12 protein-coding genes are annotated in these 17,565 nt (G+C 67.2%); 9 read left to right on the forward strand and 3 right to left on the reverse strand.

From position 1 onward, the window contains the following. Nucleotides 1–8: 8 nt before the first annotated feature. A complete protein-coding gene (locus tag AB0I18_RS34125; protein ID WP_363109540.1) occupies nucleotides 9–3,842 on the reverse strand; it encodes a GH92 family glycosyl hydrolase in 3,834 nt (1,277 codons plus the stop codon). Between the two features lie 512 nt (nucleotides 3,843–4,354). On the opposite strand from AB0I18_RS34125, the gene ngcE reads away from it, so the two are divergent. From ngcE to AB0I18_RS34160, 7 genes are all read left to right on the forward strand, one after another. Then, entirely contained in the window at nucleotides 4,355–5,806 is a 1,452-nt protein-coding gene (gene ngcE / locus AB0I18_RS34130) for an N-acetylglucosamine/diacetylchitobiose ABC transporter substrate-binding protein (protein WP_363109541.1), read from the forward strand. Nucleotides 5,807–5,871: 65 nt separating this feature from the next. Then, a complete protein-coding gene (locus tag AB0I18_RS34135) occupies nucleotides 5,872–6,795 on the forward strand; it encodes a sugar ABC transporter permease (protein WP_363109542.1) in 924 nt (307 codons plus the stop codon). Between the two features lie 11 nt (nucleotides 6,796–6,806). Then, complete coding sequence (locus AB0I18_RS34140) at nucleotides 6,807–7,736, forward strand: carbohydrate ABC transporter permease (protein WP_363109543.1); 930 nt, start codon at nucleotides 6,807–6,809, stop codon at nucleotides 7,734–7,736. 194 nt (nucleotides 7,737–7,930) lie between these two features. Next, nucleotides 7,931–9,130 (forward strand): ROK family transcriptional regulator, encoded by a 1,200-nt coding sequence (locus AB0I18_RS34145; protein WP_363109544.1) that lies wholly within the window; start codon nucleotides 7,931–7,933, stop codon nucleotides 9,128–9,130. Nucleotides 9,131–9,263: 133 nt separating this feature from the next. Next, nucleotides 9,264–10,370: a sugar ABC transporter substrate-binding protein gene (locus AB0I18_RS34150; protein ID WP_363109558.1), complete on the forward strand. Its 1,107-nt coding sequence runs from the start codon at nucleotides 9,264–9,266 to the stop codon at nucleotides 10,368–10,370. Between the two features lie 208 nt (nucleotides 10,371–10,578). Continuing rightward, nucleotides 10,579–11,370: an ATP-binding cassette domain-containing protein gene (locus tag AB0I18_RS34155; protein ID WP_363109545.1), complete on the forward strand. Its 792-nt coding sequence runs from the start codon at nucleotides 10,579–10,581 to the stop codon at nucleotides 11,368–11,370. Continuing rightward, nucleotides 11,367–12,662: a sugar ABC transporter permease gene (locus tag AB0I18_RS34160; protein WP_363109546.1), complete on the forward strand. Its 1,296-nt coding sequence runs from the start codon at nucleotides 11,367–11,369 to the stop codon at nucleotides 12,660–12,662. Before AB0I18_RS34155 ends, AB0I18_RS34160 begins: the two co-directional genes overlap by 4 nt. A gap of 144 nt (nucleotides 12,663–12,806) precedes the next feature. Here AB0I18_RS34160 and AB0I18_RS34165 read toward each other — a convergent pair whose 3' ends face one another. Beyond that, nucleotides 12,807–13,133 (reverse strand): hypothetical protein, encoded by a 327-nt coding sequence (locus AB0I18_RS34165; protein ID WP_363109547.1) that lies wholly within the window; start codon nucleotides 13,131–13,133, stop codon nucleotides 12,807–12,809. A 262-nt stretch (nucleotides 13,134–13,395) separates the two neighbouring features. On the opposite strand from AB0I18_RS34165, the gene dxs reads away from it, so the two are divergent. Both dxs and AB0I18_RS34175 read left to right on the forward strand, forming a co-directional pair. Then, nucleotides 13,396–15,345 carry a 1-deoxy-D-xylulose-5-phosphate synthase gene (gene dxs / locus AB0I18_RS34170; protein ID WP_363109548.1) on the forward strand — a complete coding sequence of 650 codons (1,950 nt, stop codon included), beginning with the start codon at nucleotides 13,396–13,398 and terminating at the stop codon, nucleotides 15,343–15,345. 139 nt (nucleotides 15,346–15,484) lie between these two features. Continuing rightward, nucleotides 15,485–17,008, forward strand: a complete 1,524-nt coding sequence (locus tag AB0I18_RS34175; RefSeq protein WP_363109549.1) for an amino acid permease — start codon at nucleotides 15,485–15,487, stop codon at nucleotides 17,006–17,008. A gap of 8 nt (nucleotides 17,009–17,016) precedes the next feature. Here the strand turns inward: AB0I18_RS34175 and AB0I18_RS34180 are convergent, their stop codons facing one another. Continuing rightward, nucleotides 17,017–17,391, reverse strand: coding sequence for an NTP pyrophosphohydrolase (locus AB0I18_RS34180; RefSeq protein ID WP_363109550.1), 375 nt, complete (start codon nucleotides 17,389–17,391; stop codon nucleotides 17,017–17,019). Between the last annotated feature and the right edge of the window lie 174 nt (nucleotides 17,392–17,565).

Genomic DNA, 17,565 nt, shown 5'->3' on the forward strand with positions numbered 1-17,565 from the left:
ACCGTGCGTCAGCTCAGCAGCTCCACCTCCGCCAGCGTCGCCTCACCGTCGAGCACCAGCCGGTACTTCTCGTACGTCCCGGGTGCCGCGACCGAGAACGCCCGCGTCTGCTTGTCCCACGCGAAGGACTGCCCGGACCGCTTGTCGAGGTCCTGCCACGTGCTGCCGTCGGACGAGCCCTGCAACACCCAGCCCTGCGGAGCCTTCGCACGGTCGGACGACGACGTCAGCGTGTACTGAACCGCCTTGGCCGCCTTGCCCACGGGTAGCTCCACGGCACCCGAAGCGGCCGCGTCCGTCGCCGACGTGTTGTCGAACAACGGCCCTTCGCCCGCCAGGACATCACCCCGCGGCGAGGGCACCTCGTCGTCCTGCGTGATCGAGACGGGCGCCGCGTTCTTCCCGGTGCCCCACGAGGACGGCTTCGGTCCCATGTCGAACTCCAGTACCGCGCCACGGGAGATCAGCGAGTGGGGGAGTGAAGTCGACGTCCAGTTACGGCCGTTGACCTTCAAGCCTTGTACGTACACGTTCTTCGCGCTGTTCTTCGGGGCCTTGACGACGAGCCTCTTGCCGTTCTCCAGATGCACGGTCGCCTTGGTGAACAGCGGTGAGCCGACGGCGTATTCGCCGCTGCCCATCACCAGGGGATAGAAGCCGAGCGAGGAGAAGAGGTACCAGGCCGACTGCTCGCCGTTGTCCTCGTCGCCGTGGTAACCCTGTCCGATCTCGCTGCCGGTGTAGAGGCGGGAGAGGACCTCGCGGACGTTCTTCTGCGTCTTCCAGGGCTGACCTGCCGCGTCGTACATGTAGTTGACGTGGTGGGCCACCTGGTTGGAGTGCCCGTACATGCCCATCCGTACGTCACGGGCCTCGGTCATCTCGTGGATGACGCCGCTGTACGAGCCCTTGAACTCGGGGGAAGCGGTCTCCGGCGTCGCGAAGTACGTGTCGAGCTTCTCCGCGAGCCCGGACCGGCCGCCGTACAGGTTCGCCAGGCCGCGCGAGTCCTGGGGCGCGGTGAAGGCGTACCCCCAGCCGTTCGTCTCGGTGTAGTCGTAACCCCACACCCGTGGGTCGTACTTGGACGACTCGACCCGCCAGTCGCCCTTCTCGTTCCTGCCCTGGAAGAAGCCGGCCTTGTCGTCGAACAACTTCACATAGTCCTGGGCGCGGTTGAGGAAGTAGTCCGACTCCTCCTTGTAGCGCTTCTCGCCGGTCTTCTTGTAGAGCGCCTGGCCCATCTTCGCGATGCCGTAGTCGTTGAGGTAGCCCTCAAGCGCCCACGACAGGCCTTCGTGCGTGTCGGTGCTCGTGTAGCCGAGGAACGGGGAGGTCGTCATGCCCTTGCGGCCGACGCCCGAGGACGGCGGGACGACGGAGGCGTTCTTCAGTGCCGCGTCGTACGCCGACTTCGCGTCGAAGTCGACGCCCTTCACGTACGCGTCCGCGAACGCCACGTCCGACGAGGTGCCGGTCATCAGGTCCGCGTAACCGGGTGAGGACCAGCGCGAGGTCCAGCCGCCGTCCTTGTACTGCTGCACGAACCCGTCGACCATCTCACCCGCCTGACCGGGTGTCAGGAGTGAGTAGGCCGGCCAGGTCGTCCGATACGTGTCCCAGAAGCCGTTGTTGACGTACACCTTGCCGTCGACGATCTTCGCGCCGGTGTGCGTCGGCGTGTCCGGGCCCGGCATGGGGGAGAACGGGGACGCGTACTGGTACTTCGAACCGACCTTCTCGAAGCCGGAGTTGGGGTAGAGGTACAGCCGGTACAGGCTGGAGTACAGCGTCGTCAGCTGGTCCGGTGTCGTGCCCTCGACCTCGACCTTGCCGAGGATCCGGTCCCACTGCTGCTGGGCGCGCGACTTGACCCTCTCGAACGACGTGCCCTCCGGGATCTCCTGACGGAGGTTGTCCTTCGCCTGGTCGACGCTGATCAGGGAGGTGGCCAGGCGGAGCGTGACCGTGCGGTCCTCGCCCGCCTTGAAGCGCAGATAGCCCTTCACCCCGGAGGAGTCGCCCTCGACGACCGGCGCGTCGAAGACCCCGTACACGAAGAGCCGGGTCGCGCCCGTCGACAGCCCGGACTTCACGTCCGAGTAGCCGGTGACGATCCCGTTCTCCTTGTCGAGCGTCAGCCCCGCCTGGTCGGTGACGTTGTCGAAGAGCACGCTCGCGTCGTCACCGGGGTAGGTGAACCGCAGGGCCGCCGCGTGGTCCGTCGGCGCCATCTCCGCCTTCAGCCCGTTCTCGAACCGGACCCCGTAGTAGTACGGGCGGGCCGTCTCGTTCTCGTGCTTGAAGGCCAGCGCGCGGGCGGTGCGGCCCGTCTCCGGAGTCCCGGACGCGGCCGACGGCATCACCTGGAAGGTCTGCCGGTCGCCCATCCAGGGGCTCGGCTCATGGCTCGCGCTGAACGCCTGGATGGTGGGCAGGTTGTCGTCGTTGTTGGCGCGGGCGTAGTCGTAGAGCCAGCTGAGCGAACCCGCGTTCGTCACCGGCGTCCAGAAGTTGAAGCCGTGCGGCACGGCCGTCGCGGGGAAGTTGTTGCCGCGCGAGAAGCCGCCACTGGAGTTCGTGCCGCGCGTGGTGGACGCGTACTCCGACAGCCGCGCCTTGGGCTTCTCCGGCTTCGCGACCTTCAACGTCACGTCGTCCAGCCAGCCGCGGAACTTCGCCGGACCCTTCGGGGAGTCGTACGCGACCAGAATCCGGTCGACCGTCTTGCCGGCCGCGACCGAGCCGATCCGCGATTCGACGTTGTTCCACTGGTTGACGTACAGCACCTTGGCCGCGCCCTGCCCCTGCGGCGTCAGCGGGAACCCGTGCCGGTCGGTCGCGCGCAGGTCGCTCAGCGAGGTGCCGTCCGTGAAGACCAGGTCCACCGAGACGTTCGTGGCGTCGTAGTCCCGGTCGCCGTCCGCCATCGACGGGAAGATCCGGTACCCCAGCTCGGTGTCCCGGCCGACGGCGACGTTCACGTCGAAGATCTTGTTGTACGAGTAGGCGCGGCCGTCCGCCTTGTGCGAGCCCGCGTACCGCAGGGCCCGCTTGCCGGTGAAGCCCGCGCGCGCCTTCGCGGTCGGGGAGCCGTTCGGGCCGCGGTCCACCAGCGAGAGCATGTCCTTGGGCACGGGGTCCTCGTGGCCGCCCGTCGAGAACTGCACGTCGGCGAGTTGCAGCACGTCCGAGGCGCCGTTGTTCTTGGTGACGTCCAGCCGGAAGTGCCGGTACTCGGCCGGTTCGGCGAGGTCGTACGACTTCGTCTGGAACCGCTTGTCGAAGGCCTGGCCCGTGCGGCTGTCGAGGGTCTTCCAGTCCTTGCCGTCGGTGGAGCCCTGGAGGGTCCAGTCGACCGGGTCGCGCTCCTCGTGGTCGTTGGCCGACGTGAGCGCGTACGTCACCAGCCTGACCGGGGCGTCCAGGTCGAACTCGACCCAGCCGGTGGGCGCGAAGGTCAGCCACTTGGTGCTCGGCTCGACGTCGACGAGGTTCTCCTTCACCTCGCCCGCGCCGGTGTTCTCGCCGCTCGCGCGGACGTCCGTGACGTGGTCGGTCACATTGCCGGGGATGCCGGTGCTGAAGCCGCCGTCCACGCCCGAGGAACGTTTCGTACCGTCAGGCGAGGTATCGACCGTATTGAGCCAGTCGGGTGCGGGATCATCCGTCTCGAAGGAGGAACCGAACTCCCGGGCCGCGGCCGCCGCTTCACCCGGCCGGGCTACGGCGGCGCCCTGCGAGGCCACCACCAGCGCGAAGGCGGCCGCTCCGAGGACCGCCGTGGAAACCCGTCCGTGCCGTGCGATGTGCCAAGATCTGGGCCGAGATCTGTGATGCATGCGCGAGCACCCTCCTGTCGCATGGCGCGTGGACAACGTTGTCAACTTCGCTGCGCAAGGTCCAGTAGGGCGCCAAGTGACCAGTGATGTCAAGGGTGTTGGCTGTGGCGTATGGGGGTGATGCTGTCGTTCATCTGTCGGGTTGCCCGTCGGTCCACCTATCGGGTGACCTGTCGGCTTCCTGTGTGCTTCCCGATCGCTTCCTGTGAGGAGTCCGCGCGGGCAGTTGATATTTCCGCGAGGTCTCACTTAGGGAAAGAACGTCGGCGAACCCTGCATTCGATCTTGCTCCCCCGATGGGAAGTGGACTATACCTGTCGGCGTCTGCCCCAGTTGTCCAACTGGTCGCGGGCAGGCGATGGCCACGGGGACGAGGGGGTGCGGCACACACCGAATGCCGCGCATTCCCGCTGCTCCCGGTGTTGAAAGTGCACGACCCCAGCTTCACCAACCGCGGTGCCGGGGAGGGTCCGGTTCACCGCCTGAGTCCTGATGAAGGCGAGGACTTGAGCATGGGATCCACTTCCGCCCACAACAACCGTGAGGGCGTCGGCCGCCGCGATCTGATCAAGCGGTCCGCTGCGCTCGGCCTGATTTCCGTACCCACGATGAGTTTTCTGTCGGCGTGTGCCACCGGCGGTGGTGGCGACGACGAGGAGACCAAGGCTCCCGGCGCCGAGAAGTCCGCGAAGAACCCCCTGGGGGTGAAGAAGGGCGCCGCGATGGAGGCGTTCATCTTCAAGGGCGGTCTGGGCGACCAGTACGCCAAGGACGCCGAGGCCGACTACAACAAGACCTACGGCGTCACGGTCAAGCACACCGGCACCCAGCAGGTCGGCCCCAAGCTGACCCCGCGTTTCGCGGGCGGCAACCCGCCGGACGTCATCGACAACTCCGGCGCCGACCACCTCGACATGAACAAGCTGTCCTCGCAGGGACAGTTGCAGGACCTCCAGGCCCTGCTCGACGCCCCCTCCATGGACGACGCCGCCAAGAAGATCTCGGACGTCATCCACCCGAGCACCATCGAGAAGGGCAAGCACGGCGACGTCTTCGACGTGCTCTACTACGCCTTCACGATCTACGGCACCTGGTACTCGCAGAAGGCCCTGGACGACAACGGCTGGGAGTACCCGAAGACCCTCGACGAGATGGTCAAGCTCTCCGGAGAGATCAAGAAGAAGGGCATCGCGCCCTGGACGTACCCGGGCAAGTATCCGTATTACGTCCACTTCAACCTGTTCGGCCAGATCGCCAAGATCGGCGGCATGGACGGCTGGATCGACATCGACAACCTGGAGCCGAACGCCTGGACCAACAGCGACGCGGTCAAGCAGGTCGTCGAGTTCTACGAGGAACTGGCCGCCAAGAAGTACTTCCTGGAGGGCAGCCAGGGCCTGACCCACATCCAGTCGCAGACCGCCTGGAACAAGGGCAAGGCCATCTTCATCCCCAACGGCTCCTGGGTGGAGAACGAGTCCGCCCCGACCACGCCGAAGGACTTCCAAATGGCGGTCGGCGCCCTCTTCGACGGCGGCGCCGGCGACAAGATGCCGCACGGCACACTGCGCGGCGAGCCGAGCGAGCCGTACATCGTCGCCAGCAAGGGCAAGAACCCGGCCGGCGGCATGGAGCTGCTGCGCATCATGCTCTCCAAGAAGCACGCGCAGAACTTCGCGACCAAGGTCAAGTCGCTGACCTGTGTGGTCGACGCCACCGAGGGCATGACTCTCTCGCCGGGTCTCGCCTCCGCCAGCAGCGTGTTCAAGGAGGCCGGCGACAACCTCATCAGCCTCCAGCTCCAGGAGTGGTACCCCGCGCTCACCGACGAGAAGATCGGCGGTCTCACCGGCCAGCTCCTGACCGGTGACCTGAAGGCCGCCGACTGGATCAAGAAGACGCAGGCGTACGCCGACGCGGTTGCCAAGGACGACTCCGTCAAGAAGTTCACGCGCGAGAAGTAGACCGCCGGTCAGGTAACGCGGCGGACGGCAACGCGGCAGACAAAGGGGAAGGGCCGGGAAGCGTCATGCAACACGGCAAGTACCGATTCATCGTGGGCTTCCTGGCCCTACCCGTGATCATTTACGCGGTCTTCGTGATCTCGCCGTTCGTCCAGGCGTTCCAGATCTCGATGACCGACTGGTCGGGCCTGGTGGGAACGGCGAAGTTCGTCGGTCTCGAGAATTTCGAAAAGCTGTGGGACAGCGAGGAGTTCTGGAACGCGCTGCGCCACAACGTCTATATGCTCATCGCCGTCCCGATCGTGACTCTCGGGCTCGGTCTGTTCTTCGCCTTCATGCTCAATGTCGGCGGAAAGCGCAAGAAGAACGAAGTGATCACCGGCGTCACCGGTTCGAGTGTCTACCGGTTCGTCTTCTTCTTCCCGCAGGTCATCTCGATCACGATCATCGCCGTCATCTGGTTCAACATCTACAACCCCGACCCGGCCGACGGCATGCTCAACTCGCTGCTCGGCTCGGTGGGTCTGGACGCCTGGCAGAACTCCTGGCTGGGCGAGAAGAGCCTCGCCCTGCTCTGCATCATGGCGGTGATGATCTGGTCCCACGTCGGGTTTTATGTAGTGCTGTTCTCGGCGGCGATGGCGTCCATTCCCCGCGACATCTACGAGGCGGCGCTCCTCGACGGGGCGAACCGCTTCCACACCTTCTTCCGCATCACCCTGCCGCTCCTGTGGGACACGGTGCAGACCGGCTGGGTCTACATGGGCATCATCGCCCTCGACGGCTTCGCCCTGGTCCAGATCATGTCGGTGAACATGGGAGGCCCCGACGGAGCCACGGACGTCATGCCGCTGCGCCTCTACCTCACGGCGTTCCGCGACAGCCAGTTCGGCTACGCGTCCGCGATGGGCGTCGCGATGCTCATCGTCACCATGACGTTCGCAGTGCTCACGTTGCGCTTCGCGCGCCGTGAGCGGATCGAGTTCTAGGGATACGGCGGATGACGACCGAAATCGACAAGGTGGCCACGGCGGACGAGCCCCAACCCCGCCCGGGCGTCACCAAGAAGCTCGGCCCGACCGACGGCCGCAGCTCCGAGGGCGGAGTACTCCACGTCTTCTCGCACGGCATGCTCATCGTGTGGGCGCTCATGGTGGGCGTCCCGCTGCTGTGGGTGCTGTGGAGCTCCTTCAAGACCAGCAACGGCATCCTCTCCGACCCGTGGGGCCTGCCCACCTCGTTCCACTTCGAGAACTGGGCCAACGCCTGGAACAAGGCGAACATGGGCCAGTACTTCATCAACACGATCATCGTCGTGGGCGGTTCGGTGGTCGGCACGATGGTCCTCGGCTCCATGGCCGCGTACGTGCTGGCCCGGTTCACCTTCCCGGGCAACCGGCTCATCTACTACATGTTCGTGGCCGGCATGTCATTCCCGGTCTTCATGCTGGTCATCCCGCTCTTCTTCGTGCTGCGGGACTTCCCGGGCTCCTCGCTGCTCGCGACGTACCAAGGCCTGATCCTCGTCTACATCGCGTACTCGCTGCCGTTCACGATCTTCTTCATGACGGCGTTCTTCCGCACCCTGCCGACCTCCATCGCCGAGGCGGCGATGATCGACGGGGCCTCGCACAGCCGGACCTTCTTCCAGGTGATGCTGCCGATGGCCAAGCCGGGCCTGATCAGCATCGGGATCTTCAACTTCCTGGGGCAGTGGAACCAGTACCTGCTGCCGATGGTGCTCAACCAGCAGGAGGACAAGTACGTCCTCACGCAGGGCCTCGCCATGATCGCCCTGCAGCAGGGCTACGAGAACGACTGGGGCGCCCTGATGGCAGGCATGATGATCGCGATGCTGCCCGTGCTGATCGTGTACGTCATCTTCCAGCGCCAGGTGCAGGCGGGCCTCACCGCGGGCGCCCTCAAGTAACGGTTGGGCCGTTGGTTCGGTTTGTGTGGGTGGTCCCGGATTGACTTCGGGGCCACCCTGGTGTTTACGGGCGCGAGTACGTGCCCGCTTGCTCAACCTCTTGACGGGAGGCGACCCAAACGGCTCAGCTTAGGGTTCACTAGTTGGACATAGACGGGGTCTCACCGAGGCGGCCCCGTACGCAGGAGGTCGTCGTGGAGACACCCGGGTCGCAGTCGTCGCTGCACCGAGCCAATCTCGAACGGGTCGTACGTGCGGTGCGCCTGGCCGGGTCGCTCACGCAGGCCGAGATCGCGAGGACCACGGGCCTGTCCGCGGCCACGGTCTCCAACATCGTCCGGGAGCTCAAGGAGGGTGGGACCGTCGAGGTCACCCCCACCTCGGCGGGCGGCCGCCGGGCCCGCAGCGTCAGCCTGAGCGGTGACGCCGGCATCGTGATCGGTGTCGACTTCGGGCATACGCATCTGCGCGTGGCGGTCGGAAACCTCGCCCACCAGGTGCTGGCCGAGGAGTCCGAGCCGCTGGACGTCGACGCCTCCGCGGCACAGGGCTTCGACCGGGCGGAACAGCTGGTCAGCCGCCTGATCGCGGCCACCGGAGTCGACCGTACCAAGATCGCGGGCGTGGGTCTCGGCGTGCCGGGACCGATCGACGTGGAGTCCGGGACGCTCGGTTCGACCGCGATCCTGCCGGGCTGGACGGGCACCAAACCGGCCGAGGAGCTGCGCGGGCGTCTCGGTGTGCCGGTGCACGTGGACAACGACGCCAACCTCGGCGCCCTCGGCGAACTCGTCTGGGGGAGCGGCCGCGGAGTCAGGGACCTGGCATACATCAAGGTCGCGAGCGGTGTCGGCGCCGGACTCGTCATCAGCGGCAAGATCTATCGCGGCCCGGGTGGCACAGCGGGAGAAATCGGGCATATTACTCTTGATGAGTCCGGTCCTGTCTGCCGCTGCGGTAACCGGGGCTGCCTGGAGACCTTCACGGCGGCGCGCTATGTGCTGCCGCTGCTCCAGTCCAGTCACGGCACCGGTCTGACCATGGAAGGTGTCGTGCGGCTGGCTAGGGACGGAGACCCTGGCTGTCGTCGGGTGATCGCCGACGTCGGCCGACACATCGGCAGTGGAGTCGCCAATCTCTGCAACCTGCTCAACCCGAGCCGAGTGGTCCTCGGAGGTGATCTCGCCGAGGCCGGAGAGCTGGTTCTCGGGCCCATAAGGGAGTCTGTCGGCCGCTATGCGATCCCCAGTGCGGCACGTCAACTATCCGTTCTGCCAGGGGCACTTGGCGGTCGGGCGGAGGTCCTCGGGGCACTCGCTCTCGCGCTCAGCGAGATGGGTGATTCAACCCTTTTGGACGGCACCCTCCCCGCGGCCACTCCTGCCTTCACTTAGAGAACGGATGGCACCGTTGCCATCTCGTTAAGGATTTACTTCTTGACGTCGCACGTGTGGCCGAGTTGACTTCCAGCCACCTCGGTCGCAACGTCGCGGCCTCGTCAGGGAGGTTTCTGAAGTGAACACGCGTATGCGTCGTGCCGCCTTTGCCATTGCCGCAGGTGCGATGGCCGTCTCGCTGGCTGCCTGTGGCAGCGCCGAGGAGTCCGGCGACGACAACGACTCCACCGGTGGTGCCGCCAAGGGCGACGACATCAAGGTCGGCCTGCTCCTGCCGGAGAACGAAACCGCGCGGTACGAGAAGTTCGACAAGCCCTTGATCGAGAAGAAGGTCAAGGAGCTCACGAACAACAAGGGCGAGATCGTCTACGCCAACGCCAAGCAGGACGCCACCACCCAGTCCCAGCAGGTCGACACGATGATCACCAACAAGGTGGACGTGCTGATCGTGGACGCGGTGGACTCCAAGGCCATCGCCAACGGCGTGAAGAAGGCCAAGGACGCCGGCATCCCCGTCGTCGCGTACGACCGCCTCGCCGAGGGCCCGATCGACGCCTACACCTCCTTCGACAACGAAGAGGTCGGCCGCGTCCAGGGCAAGGCACTCCTGGAGGCACTGGGCGACAAGGCCACGCCCTCCGCGAAGATCGTCATGATGAACGGCGCGATCACCGACCCGAACGCCGCCTTCTTCAAGAAGGGCGCGCTGTCCGAGCTCGAGGGCAAGGTCGACATCGCGAAGTCGTACGACACCAAGGAGTGGAAGCCGGCGAACGCCAACGCCAACATGGAAGGCGCGATCTCGGCGGTCGGCAAGAACAACATCGTCGGCGTCTACTCCGCCAACGACGGCATGGCGGGCGGCATCATCACCGCCCTGAAGGCCGCGGGCATCTCCCCGCTCCCGCCGGTCACCGGCCAGGACGCCGAACTCGCCGGTGTGCAGCGCATCGTCACGGGTGACCAGTTCATGAGCGTCTACAAGCCGTACCCGCAGGAGGCGGACGTCGCCGCGGAGATGGCCGTCGCGCTCGCCCAGGGCAAGTCGCTCGACTCCATCGCCAAGACCAAGGTCGACAGCCCGACCACCAAGGGCGTCCCGTCGGTGCTCGTCCCGGTCATCTCGCTGACCAAGGACAACATCAACGAAACCGTCATCAAGGACGGTATCTACACGGTCAACGAGATCTGCACGGCCAAGTACAAGGCCGCCTGCGGCAAGGTCGGCCTGAACTAGGTACCGGCAAGTCCCCTACCACGTACGGGAATTCGCTCACCGAATTCCCGTACGGGGCTTGATGCCCGTACGGGACCTGCGCACCCGAAGCCCCTCCGGCGCCCCGCAACCACCAGCCCCGCAAGCTAGGGCGGGGCGCCGGACGGAACACTTCACTTCCCTCCACATTCTTCTGCACAACCTCCCGCCGGGTCAGGCGGCGAAGGAGATGGTTAACGTGTCCGCTACGCCTGTTCTGGCGTTGCGCGGGGTCTCGAAGCGGTTCGGTGCCGTCCAGGCGCTCACCGACGTAGAGCTCGAGGTCCACGCCGGCGAGGTGGTCGCCCTCGTCGGCGACAACGGCGCCGGAAAGTCCACGCTGGTCAAGACGATCGCCGGCGTGCACCCCATCGATGAGGGTGTCATCGAATGGGACGGCAGGACCGTCCAGATCAACAAGCCGCACGACGCCCAGCACCTGGGCATCGCGACCGTCTACCAGGACCTCGCGCTGTGCGACAACATCGACGTCGTCGGCAACCTCTACCTGGGCCGCGAGGTCAAGAAGCGCGGCGTCCTGGACGAGGTCGAGATGGAGCGCCGCTCCCTCGAACTGCTCCAGACGCTGTCGATCCGCATCCCCAGTGTGCGCATCCCGATCGCCTCGCTCTCCGGCGGTCAGCGCCAGACCGTGGCCATCGCCCGCTCCATGCTGGGCGAGCCCAAGCTGGTCATCCTCGACGAGCCCACCGCGGCCCTCGGTGTCGAGCAGACCGCCCAGGTCCTCGACCTGGTCGAGCGGCTGCGCGAGCGCGGCCACGCGGTCCTGCTCATCAGCCACAACATGGCCGACGTGAAGGCCGTCGCCGACAAGGTGGCCGTGCTCAGGCTCGGCCGCAACAACGGCGTCTTCGAGGTCAAGACCACCTCGCAGGAAGAGATCATCTCCGCCATCACCGGTGCCACGGACAACGCCGTGACCCGTCGTGCGGCGCGCGGCAACGGGGAGGTTCAGAAGTGAGCATCGACAAGACCTCTGCGACGCCGGAGGACGAGCACGTCGTCGAGAATCCCGAGGCCGCCGCGGGCGCCGACGTCGCCGTCGACCCCCGGCTGCTGGTGCGCGAGCGCGGCTTCGCCGGCTACCTGGACGAGTTCAAGCGCAAGATGCGCGCCGGTGACCTGGGTTCCCTCCCGGTCGTCGTCGGCCTCATCGTCATCTGCGTCATCTTCCAGAGCCTCAACTCGGCCTTCCTCTCGGCCGAGAACCTCAACAACATCGCCGTCGCGATGGTCGCCACCGGCATGATGTCCGTCGGCATCATCTTCGTGCTGCTGCTCGGCGAGATCGACCTGTCGGTCGGCTCGGTCAGCGGTGTCGCGGGCGCCATCATGGCCGTCCTCAGCGTCACCCACGGCGTGAACGAGTGGCTGGCCGTACTCATCGCCCTCGCCGGCGGTGCGGCCATCGGCGCGCTGCACGGCTTCTTCTTCGCCAGGATCGGGGCGCCCGCGTTCGCGGTCACCCTGGCCGGACTGCTGTTCTGGCTCGGCTTCATGCTGCAGATCCTGGGCGAGAACGGCACCATCAACATCGACGGCGACGGCGTGGTCGGCAAGCTGACCACGTACTACTTCTCGGACGTCGCCGCCGCCTACGGGCTCGCCGTCGTCGCGGTCGCGCTGTTCTTCGTCAGCTCCTTCCTGGACAGTCGTCGCCGCGAGGCCGCGGGCATCCCGGCCCGGCCGCTCGTCGACCTTCTGGTGCGCACCGCGGTGCTGGCGATCATCGCCTTCGCGGCGGCGATCATGTTCAACCAGTACAAGGGCCTGCCGCTGGCGCTGCTGCTGTTCATCGTGGTCCTGGTCATCACGGACTTCGTGCTGCGTCGCACGGGCTACGGCCGCAAGATCTTCGCGCTCGGCGGCAGCGTCGAGGCGTCCCGGCGTGCGGGTATCAACGTGACGGCGGTACGGATCTCCGTGTTCGGCGTCGCGGGCTTCTTCGCCGCGGTCGGTGGTCTGTTCTGGGCCTCGAAGATCGCCGCGGCGAACCAGAGTGCCGGTGCGGGTGACCTTCTGATGAACGTCATCGCGGCGGCGGTCATCGGTGGTACCAGCCTCTTCGGTGGGCGCGGGCGTACGTGGAACGCGTTGCTCGGTGTCATGGTGATCACCTCGATCCAGTACGGGCTGGCGCTTGAGGGGATCGCTACGCCGGTCGTGTACATGGTTACCGGTGGGGTGCTGCTTGCCACGGTGGTGATCGACTCGATCACGCGCAAGACGCAGAAGACTGCCGGGCGCGCGTAGCGGTTGGCAGGGGGGCGCCGTGGGAGTTGGGTGCCTGTTGTGAGCTGCGGGTTCGTCGTGGCTGGTCGCGCAGTTCCTCGCGCCCCTTAGGGGGTGCGCCCCTGCGGGCCGCGTCCCCTAAGGGGCGCGGCCCGTTCTGTGTTGTCAGGCTGCTCGGTGTACTGCTCGGACCTCGCCGGGGCCGCTGCTGTAGATGGCGCAGTGGGCTACGGACTGGTTGCTCTGGCCGGGCTCCAGGCGGACCCAGTCACCTGTCACGTCCGGTGCCAAGCCGCAGACGATCTCCACCCGGAACTCGATGGGACCGGCCGTGTTGTTGGTGCACCCCGCGTAGCCCTCGAGGTCGTCGGACTCGCTGACGCCGGTGTCGCACGACACGTCCTGGGCCGCGGCGTGGACCGGTGCCGTGGCCAGGCCCAGCGCGAGTGTGACGGAGGCGAGTGCCGTGCCGACGGCAAGGCTCCTGTGCATGGTGATTCTCCCCGTGTGTCGAGAACGCTTACACGCGGCACACGAGTTCCGGCACGCTCCCGTATGACCGGGCGGACTGTGACGTCCGTCACGCTTGGTGCCCCCGGGTTCTTACACGTTTGGTGGACGGGTCAATGGGCGAGATGTTTTACGGCCGATCGCGTGACGTACGACGCACAGCCCGGACTCCGCCGGAAAAGGCGGAACATTAGACTCGACAGACCCGGCAAAGCTCGAACAGCTCTACTGCAAGGAGGCACGGGTGCCGCTGCTGACCCGCATCAGGGGACCGCGCGATCTGGACCGGCTCAGCCTGGAGCAGCTGGACCAGCTGGCCGACGAGATCCGGACCTTCCTCGTCGACGCGGTCTCCAAGACCGGCGGCCACCTCGGCCCCAATCTGGGTGTCGTCGAGCTGACCATCGCCCTGCACCGCGTCTTCGAGTCACCGAAGGACCGGATCCTGTGGGACACGGGACACCAGTCCTACGTCCACAAGCTGCTCACGGGCCGTCAGGACTTCTCGAAGCTGAAGATGAAGGGCGGCCTGTCCGGCTACCCCTCGCAGGCCGAGTCGGAGCACGACGTCATCGAGAACTCGCACGCCTCCACGGTCCTCGGCTGGGCCGACGGCCTGGCGAAGGCCAACGAGGTCCGCCGCAAGGACGACCACGTGGTCGCGGTCATCGGCGACGGAGCCCTCACCGGCGGCATGGCCTGGGAGGCGCTCAACAACATCGCCGACGCCAAGGACCGCCCTCTCGTCATCGTCGTCAACGACAACGAGCGCTCGTACGCACCCACCATCGGCGGCCTCGCCAACCACCTGGCGACCCTGCGCACCACCGACGGCTACGAGCGCTTCCTGGCCCGCGGCAAGGACCTCCTGGAGCGCACGCCCGTCGTCGGCAAGCCGCTCTACGAGACCCTGCACGGTGCCAAGAAGGGCCTCAAGGACTTCATCGCCCCCCAGGGCATGTTCGAGGACCTCGGCCTGAAGTACGTCGGCCCGATCGACGGCCACGACCTGGAGGCCCTGGAGTCGGCGCTCGCCCGCGCCAAGCGCTTCGGCGGCCCGGTCATCGTGCACTGCCTCACCGAGAAGGGCCGCGGCTACCAGCCCGCCCTCCAGGACGAGGCCGACCGCTTCCACGGCATCGGCCCGATCCACCCCGACACGGGCCTGCCGATCAAGGCCTCGGGCGCCGACTGGACCTCCGTCTTCGGCGAGGAGATGGTCAAGCTCGGCAAGGAGCGCGAGGACATCGTCGCGATCACCGCGGCGATGCTGCAGCCGGTCGGCCTGAAGAAGTTCGCGGACGCCTTCCCGGACCGCATCTACGACGTCGGCATCGCCGAGCAGCACGGCGCGGTCTCCGCGGCCGGCCTCGCGGCCGGCGGACTGCACCCCGTCTTCGCCGTCTACGCGACCTTCCTCAACCGCGCCTTCGACCAGGTCCTGATGGACGTGGCCCTGCACAAGTGCGGTGTGACGTTCGTGCTGGACCGGGCGGGTATCACCGGCACCGACGGCGCCTCCCACAACGGTATGTGGGACATGTCGATCCTCCAGGTCGTCCCCGGCCTGCGGCTGGCCGCCCCGCGCGACGCCGACCAGGTCCGCGCCCAGCTGCGCGAGGCCGTCGAGGTCGACGACGCGCCGACCGTGGTCCGCTTCTCCAAGGGCGCGGTCGGCCCCGCCGTACCCGCGGTGGGCCGCGTCGGCGGCATGGACGTGCTGCGCGCGCCCGGCACCGACGCGCCGGACGTGCTCCTCGTCTCCGTCGGCGCCCTCGCGCCCATGTGCCTGGAGATCGCCGGCCTGCTCGACAAGCAGGGCATCACCACCACTGTCGTCGACCCGCGCTGGGTCAAGCCCGTCGACGAGGCCATGGCCCCGCTCGCCGAGCAGCACCGGGTGGTCGTCACCGTCGAGGACAACTCCCGGGTCGGCGGCGTCGGTTCGGCGGTCGCGCAAGCTCTGCGCGACGCGGGTGTCGACGTACCGCTGCGGGACTTCGGCATCCCGCCGCGGTTCCTCGACCACGCCTCCCGCAAGGAGGTCATGGCCGAGATCGGACTGACCGCGCCGGACATCGCCCGCCAGGTCACCGGCCTCGTCTCCAAGCTCGACGGCCGGTTCGAGCACGCCACCGTGGATGCCGTCGACACTGCCGATGCCGTCGACGCGGTGGAGCCCGCACGCGACTGACGCCTGGCGACCGGGCCGGTTTCCACACCCTTTACGGTGGTGAAACCGGCCCGTTCGCGTGAATTCCCACGCTCCCGGGGCATACGGACTACGCCCCCTCTCGATCATGTCGAGGACGCCAAGCGTGGGAGGTAAGCCCGTGAGCAGCACCCTCTTCCGGACGAAGAAGGTCGAGCAGTCCATCCTCGATACCGAGGAGCCGGAGCACGCGCTCAAGAAATCACTGTCCGCGCTCGATCTGACGGTCTTCGGCGTCGGTGTCATCATCGGCACCGGCATCTTCGTCCTCACCGGCACGGTCGCCAAGAACAACGCCGGTCCCTCCGTCGCCCTGGCCTTCGTCGTGGCCGGGGTCGTCTGCGCGCTCGCCGCGCTCTGCTACGCCGAGTTCGCGTCCACGGTCCCGGTGGCCGGATCGGCGTACACCTTCTCGTACGCCTCCCTCGGTGAACTGCCCGCCTGGATCATCGGCTGGGACCTCGTCCTGGAGTTCGCACTCGGCACGGCGGTGGTCGCCGTCGGCTGGTCCGGCTACATCGCCTCGCTGATGGACAACGCGGGGTGGCAGCTGCCGGAGGCGCTCAGCGGGAGAGAGGGCGCCGACGGCTTCGGCTTCGACATCCTCGCCGCCGCCCTCGTACTGGTGCTCACCGGCATCCTCGTACTCGGCATGAAGCTCTCCGCGCGGGTCACCTCGGTCGTCGTCGCCATCAAGGTGACCGTCGTCCTCGTCGTGATCATCGCCGGCGCCTTCTTCATCAAGGCCGACAACTACGACCCGTACATCCCCAAGGCGCAGGACGTGCCGGCGGGCAGCGACCTTCAGTCCCCGCTCATCCAGCTGATCTTCGGCTGGGCGCCCTCCAACTTCGGCGTGCTGGGCATCTTCACCGCCGCCTCCGTCGTCTTCTTCGCCTTCATCGGCTTCGACGTCGTGGCCACGGCCGCCGAGGAGACCAGGAACCCGCAACGGGACATGCCGCGCGGCATCCTCGGCTCGCTGGTCATCTGCACCACCCTGTACGTCGCGGTGGCGACGGTCGTGACCGGTATGCAGCACTACACCAAGCTGTCCGTGGACGCCCCGCTCGCCGACGCGTTCAAGGCCACCGGACACCCCTGGTACGCGGGCTTCATCAGCTTCGGCGCCGCCGTCGGCCTGACGACGGTCTGCATGATCCTGCTCCTCGGCCAGACCCGGGTCTTCTTCGCGATGAGCCGCGACGGACTGCTGCCGCGCTTCTTCTCCCGCGTCCACCCGCGCTTCAAGACCCCGCACCGGCCGACGATCCTGCTCGGTGGCCTCATCGCGCTCCTCGCGGGCTTCACCAGCCTCAGCGAACTCGCCGAGCTGGTGAACATCGGCACGCTGTTCGCCTTCGTCGTCGTCGCGCTCGGCGTGATCATCCTGCGCCGCAGCCGTCCCGAACTGCACCGCTCCTTCCGCACCCCGCTGGTGCCCCTCCTGCCGATCGTGTCCGTCCTGGCCTCGCTGTGGCTGATGCTCAACCTGCCCGCCGAGACCTGGCTGCGGTTCGGCATCTGGATGGCGATCGGCTTCCTCGTCTACTTCGTGTACGGCCGCTCCCACAGCCGCCTCGGACGCCAGGAGGAGACCACGGTCGGCCAGGTGCTGAAGCCGCCGGGCGGAGACGCCGAGTAGTCGGAGTTCTACGGTCGGACGGTTCGCGGGCCCGTGACCTCGGCGCCCAACTCGGCTACTCTGCGCCGCAGTTCACGGTCGGCCGTGACCACAAGGCAGCGGCGCCCGGCGGCCTCGGCGGCCAGCTCCACGATGCTGTCGTCGCCGCTGCCGGGCGCCGAGTGCACCCGTACGCCCGGGACGGACGTCACTTCACGGGCGGACCCCTCGACCACGAGGACGACGTCCAGCGGACCCGGGAACTCCGCGAGCCCCTCGGTGGCGTACGGGACGAGCAGGTCCCGCAGACGCTCCGCGGCTCCCCGCCGGTCGCGCCACCAGCCGTCGGGCACGGACCCCACCACATTGGCGGCGTCGACGATCACGAGCAGCGGCACGTCCATGAGACCAGGGTCCCACGGAGGCGGATCACGGGGCCCAGGCCCTGCCGTCGGAGTGCCGCCTGCCGCGCGGCGTCTGGCACGCACGCTCGCGGCGTTGCCGAAAAGCCCTGGTAGCTCCGCTACAAGGACCTTCCGGCGCCTTGCGATCGCACGCACCAGACGCCGCGCGGCCCG

This window comes from Streptomyces sp. NPDC050704 (assembly GCF_040654355.1).
Taxonomy (GTDB): domain Bacteria; phylum Actinomycetota; class Actinomycetes; order Streptomycetales; family Streptomycetaceae; genus Streptomyces.

Coding starts and splice junctions, on each gene's coding strand:
- AB0I18_RS34180 (WP_363109550.1), bottom strand. CDS start 17,391: ATGGACGTGCCGCTGCTCGTGATCGTCGACGCCGCCAATGTGGTGGGG.
- AB0I18_RS34165 (WP_363109547.1), bottom strand. CDS start 13,133: ATGCACAGGAGCCTTGCCGTCGGCACGGCACTCGCCTCCGTCACACTC.
- AB0I18_RS34140 (WP_363109543.1), top strand. CDS start 6,807: ATGACGACCGAAATCGACAAGGTGGCCACGGCGGACGAGCCCCAACCC.
- ngcE (WP_363109541.1), top strand. CDS start 4,355: ATGGGATCCACTTCCGCCCACAACAACCGTGAGGGCGTCGGCCGCCGC.
- AB0I18_RS34150 (WP_363109558.1), top strand. CDS start 9,264: ATGCGTCGTGCCGCCTTTGCCATTGCCGCAGGTGCGATGGCCGTCTCG.
- AB0I18_RS34135 (WP_363109542.1), top strand. CDS start 5,872: ATGCAACACGGCAAGTACCGATTCATCGTGGGCTTCCTGGCCCTACCC.
- AB0I18_RS34125 (WP_363109540.1), bottom strand. CDS start 3,842: ATGCATCACAGATCTCGGCCCAGATCTTGGCACATCGCACGGCACGGA.
- AB0I18_RS34155 (WP_363109545.1), top strand. CDS start 10,579: ATGGTTAACGTGTCCGCTACGCCTGTTCTGGCGTTGCGCGGGGTCTCG.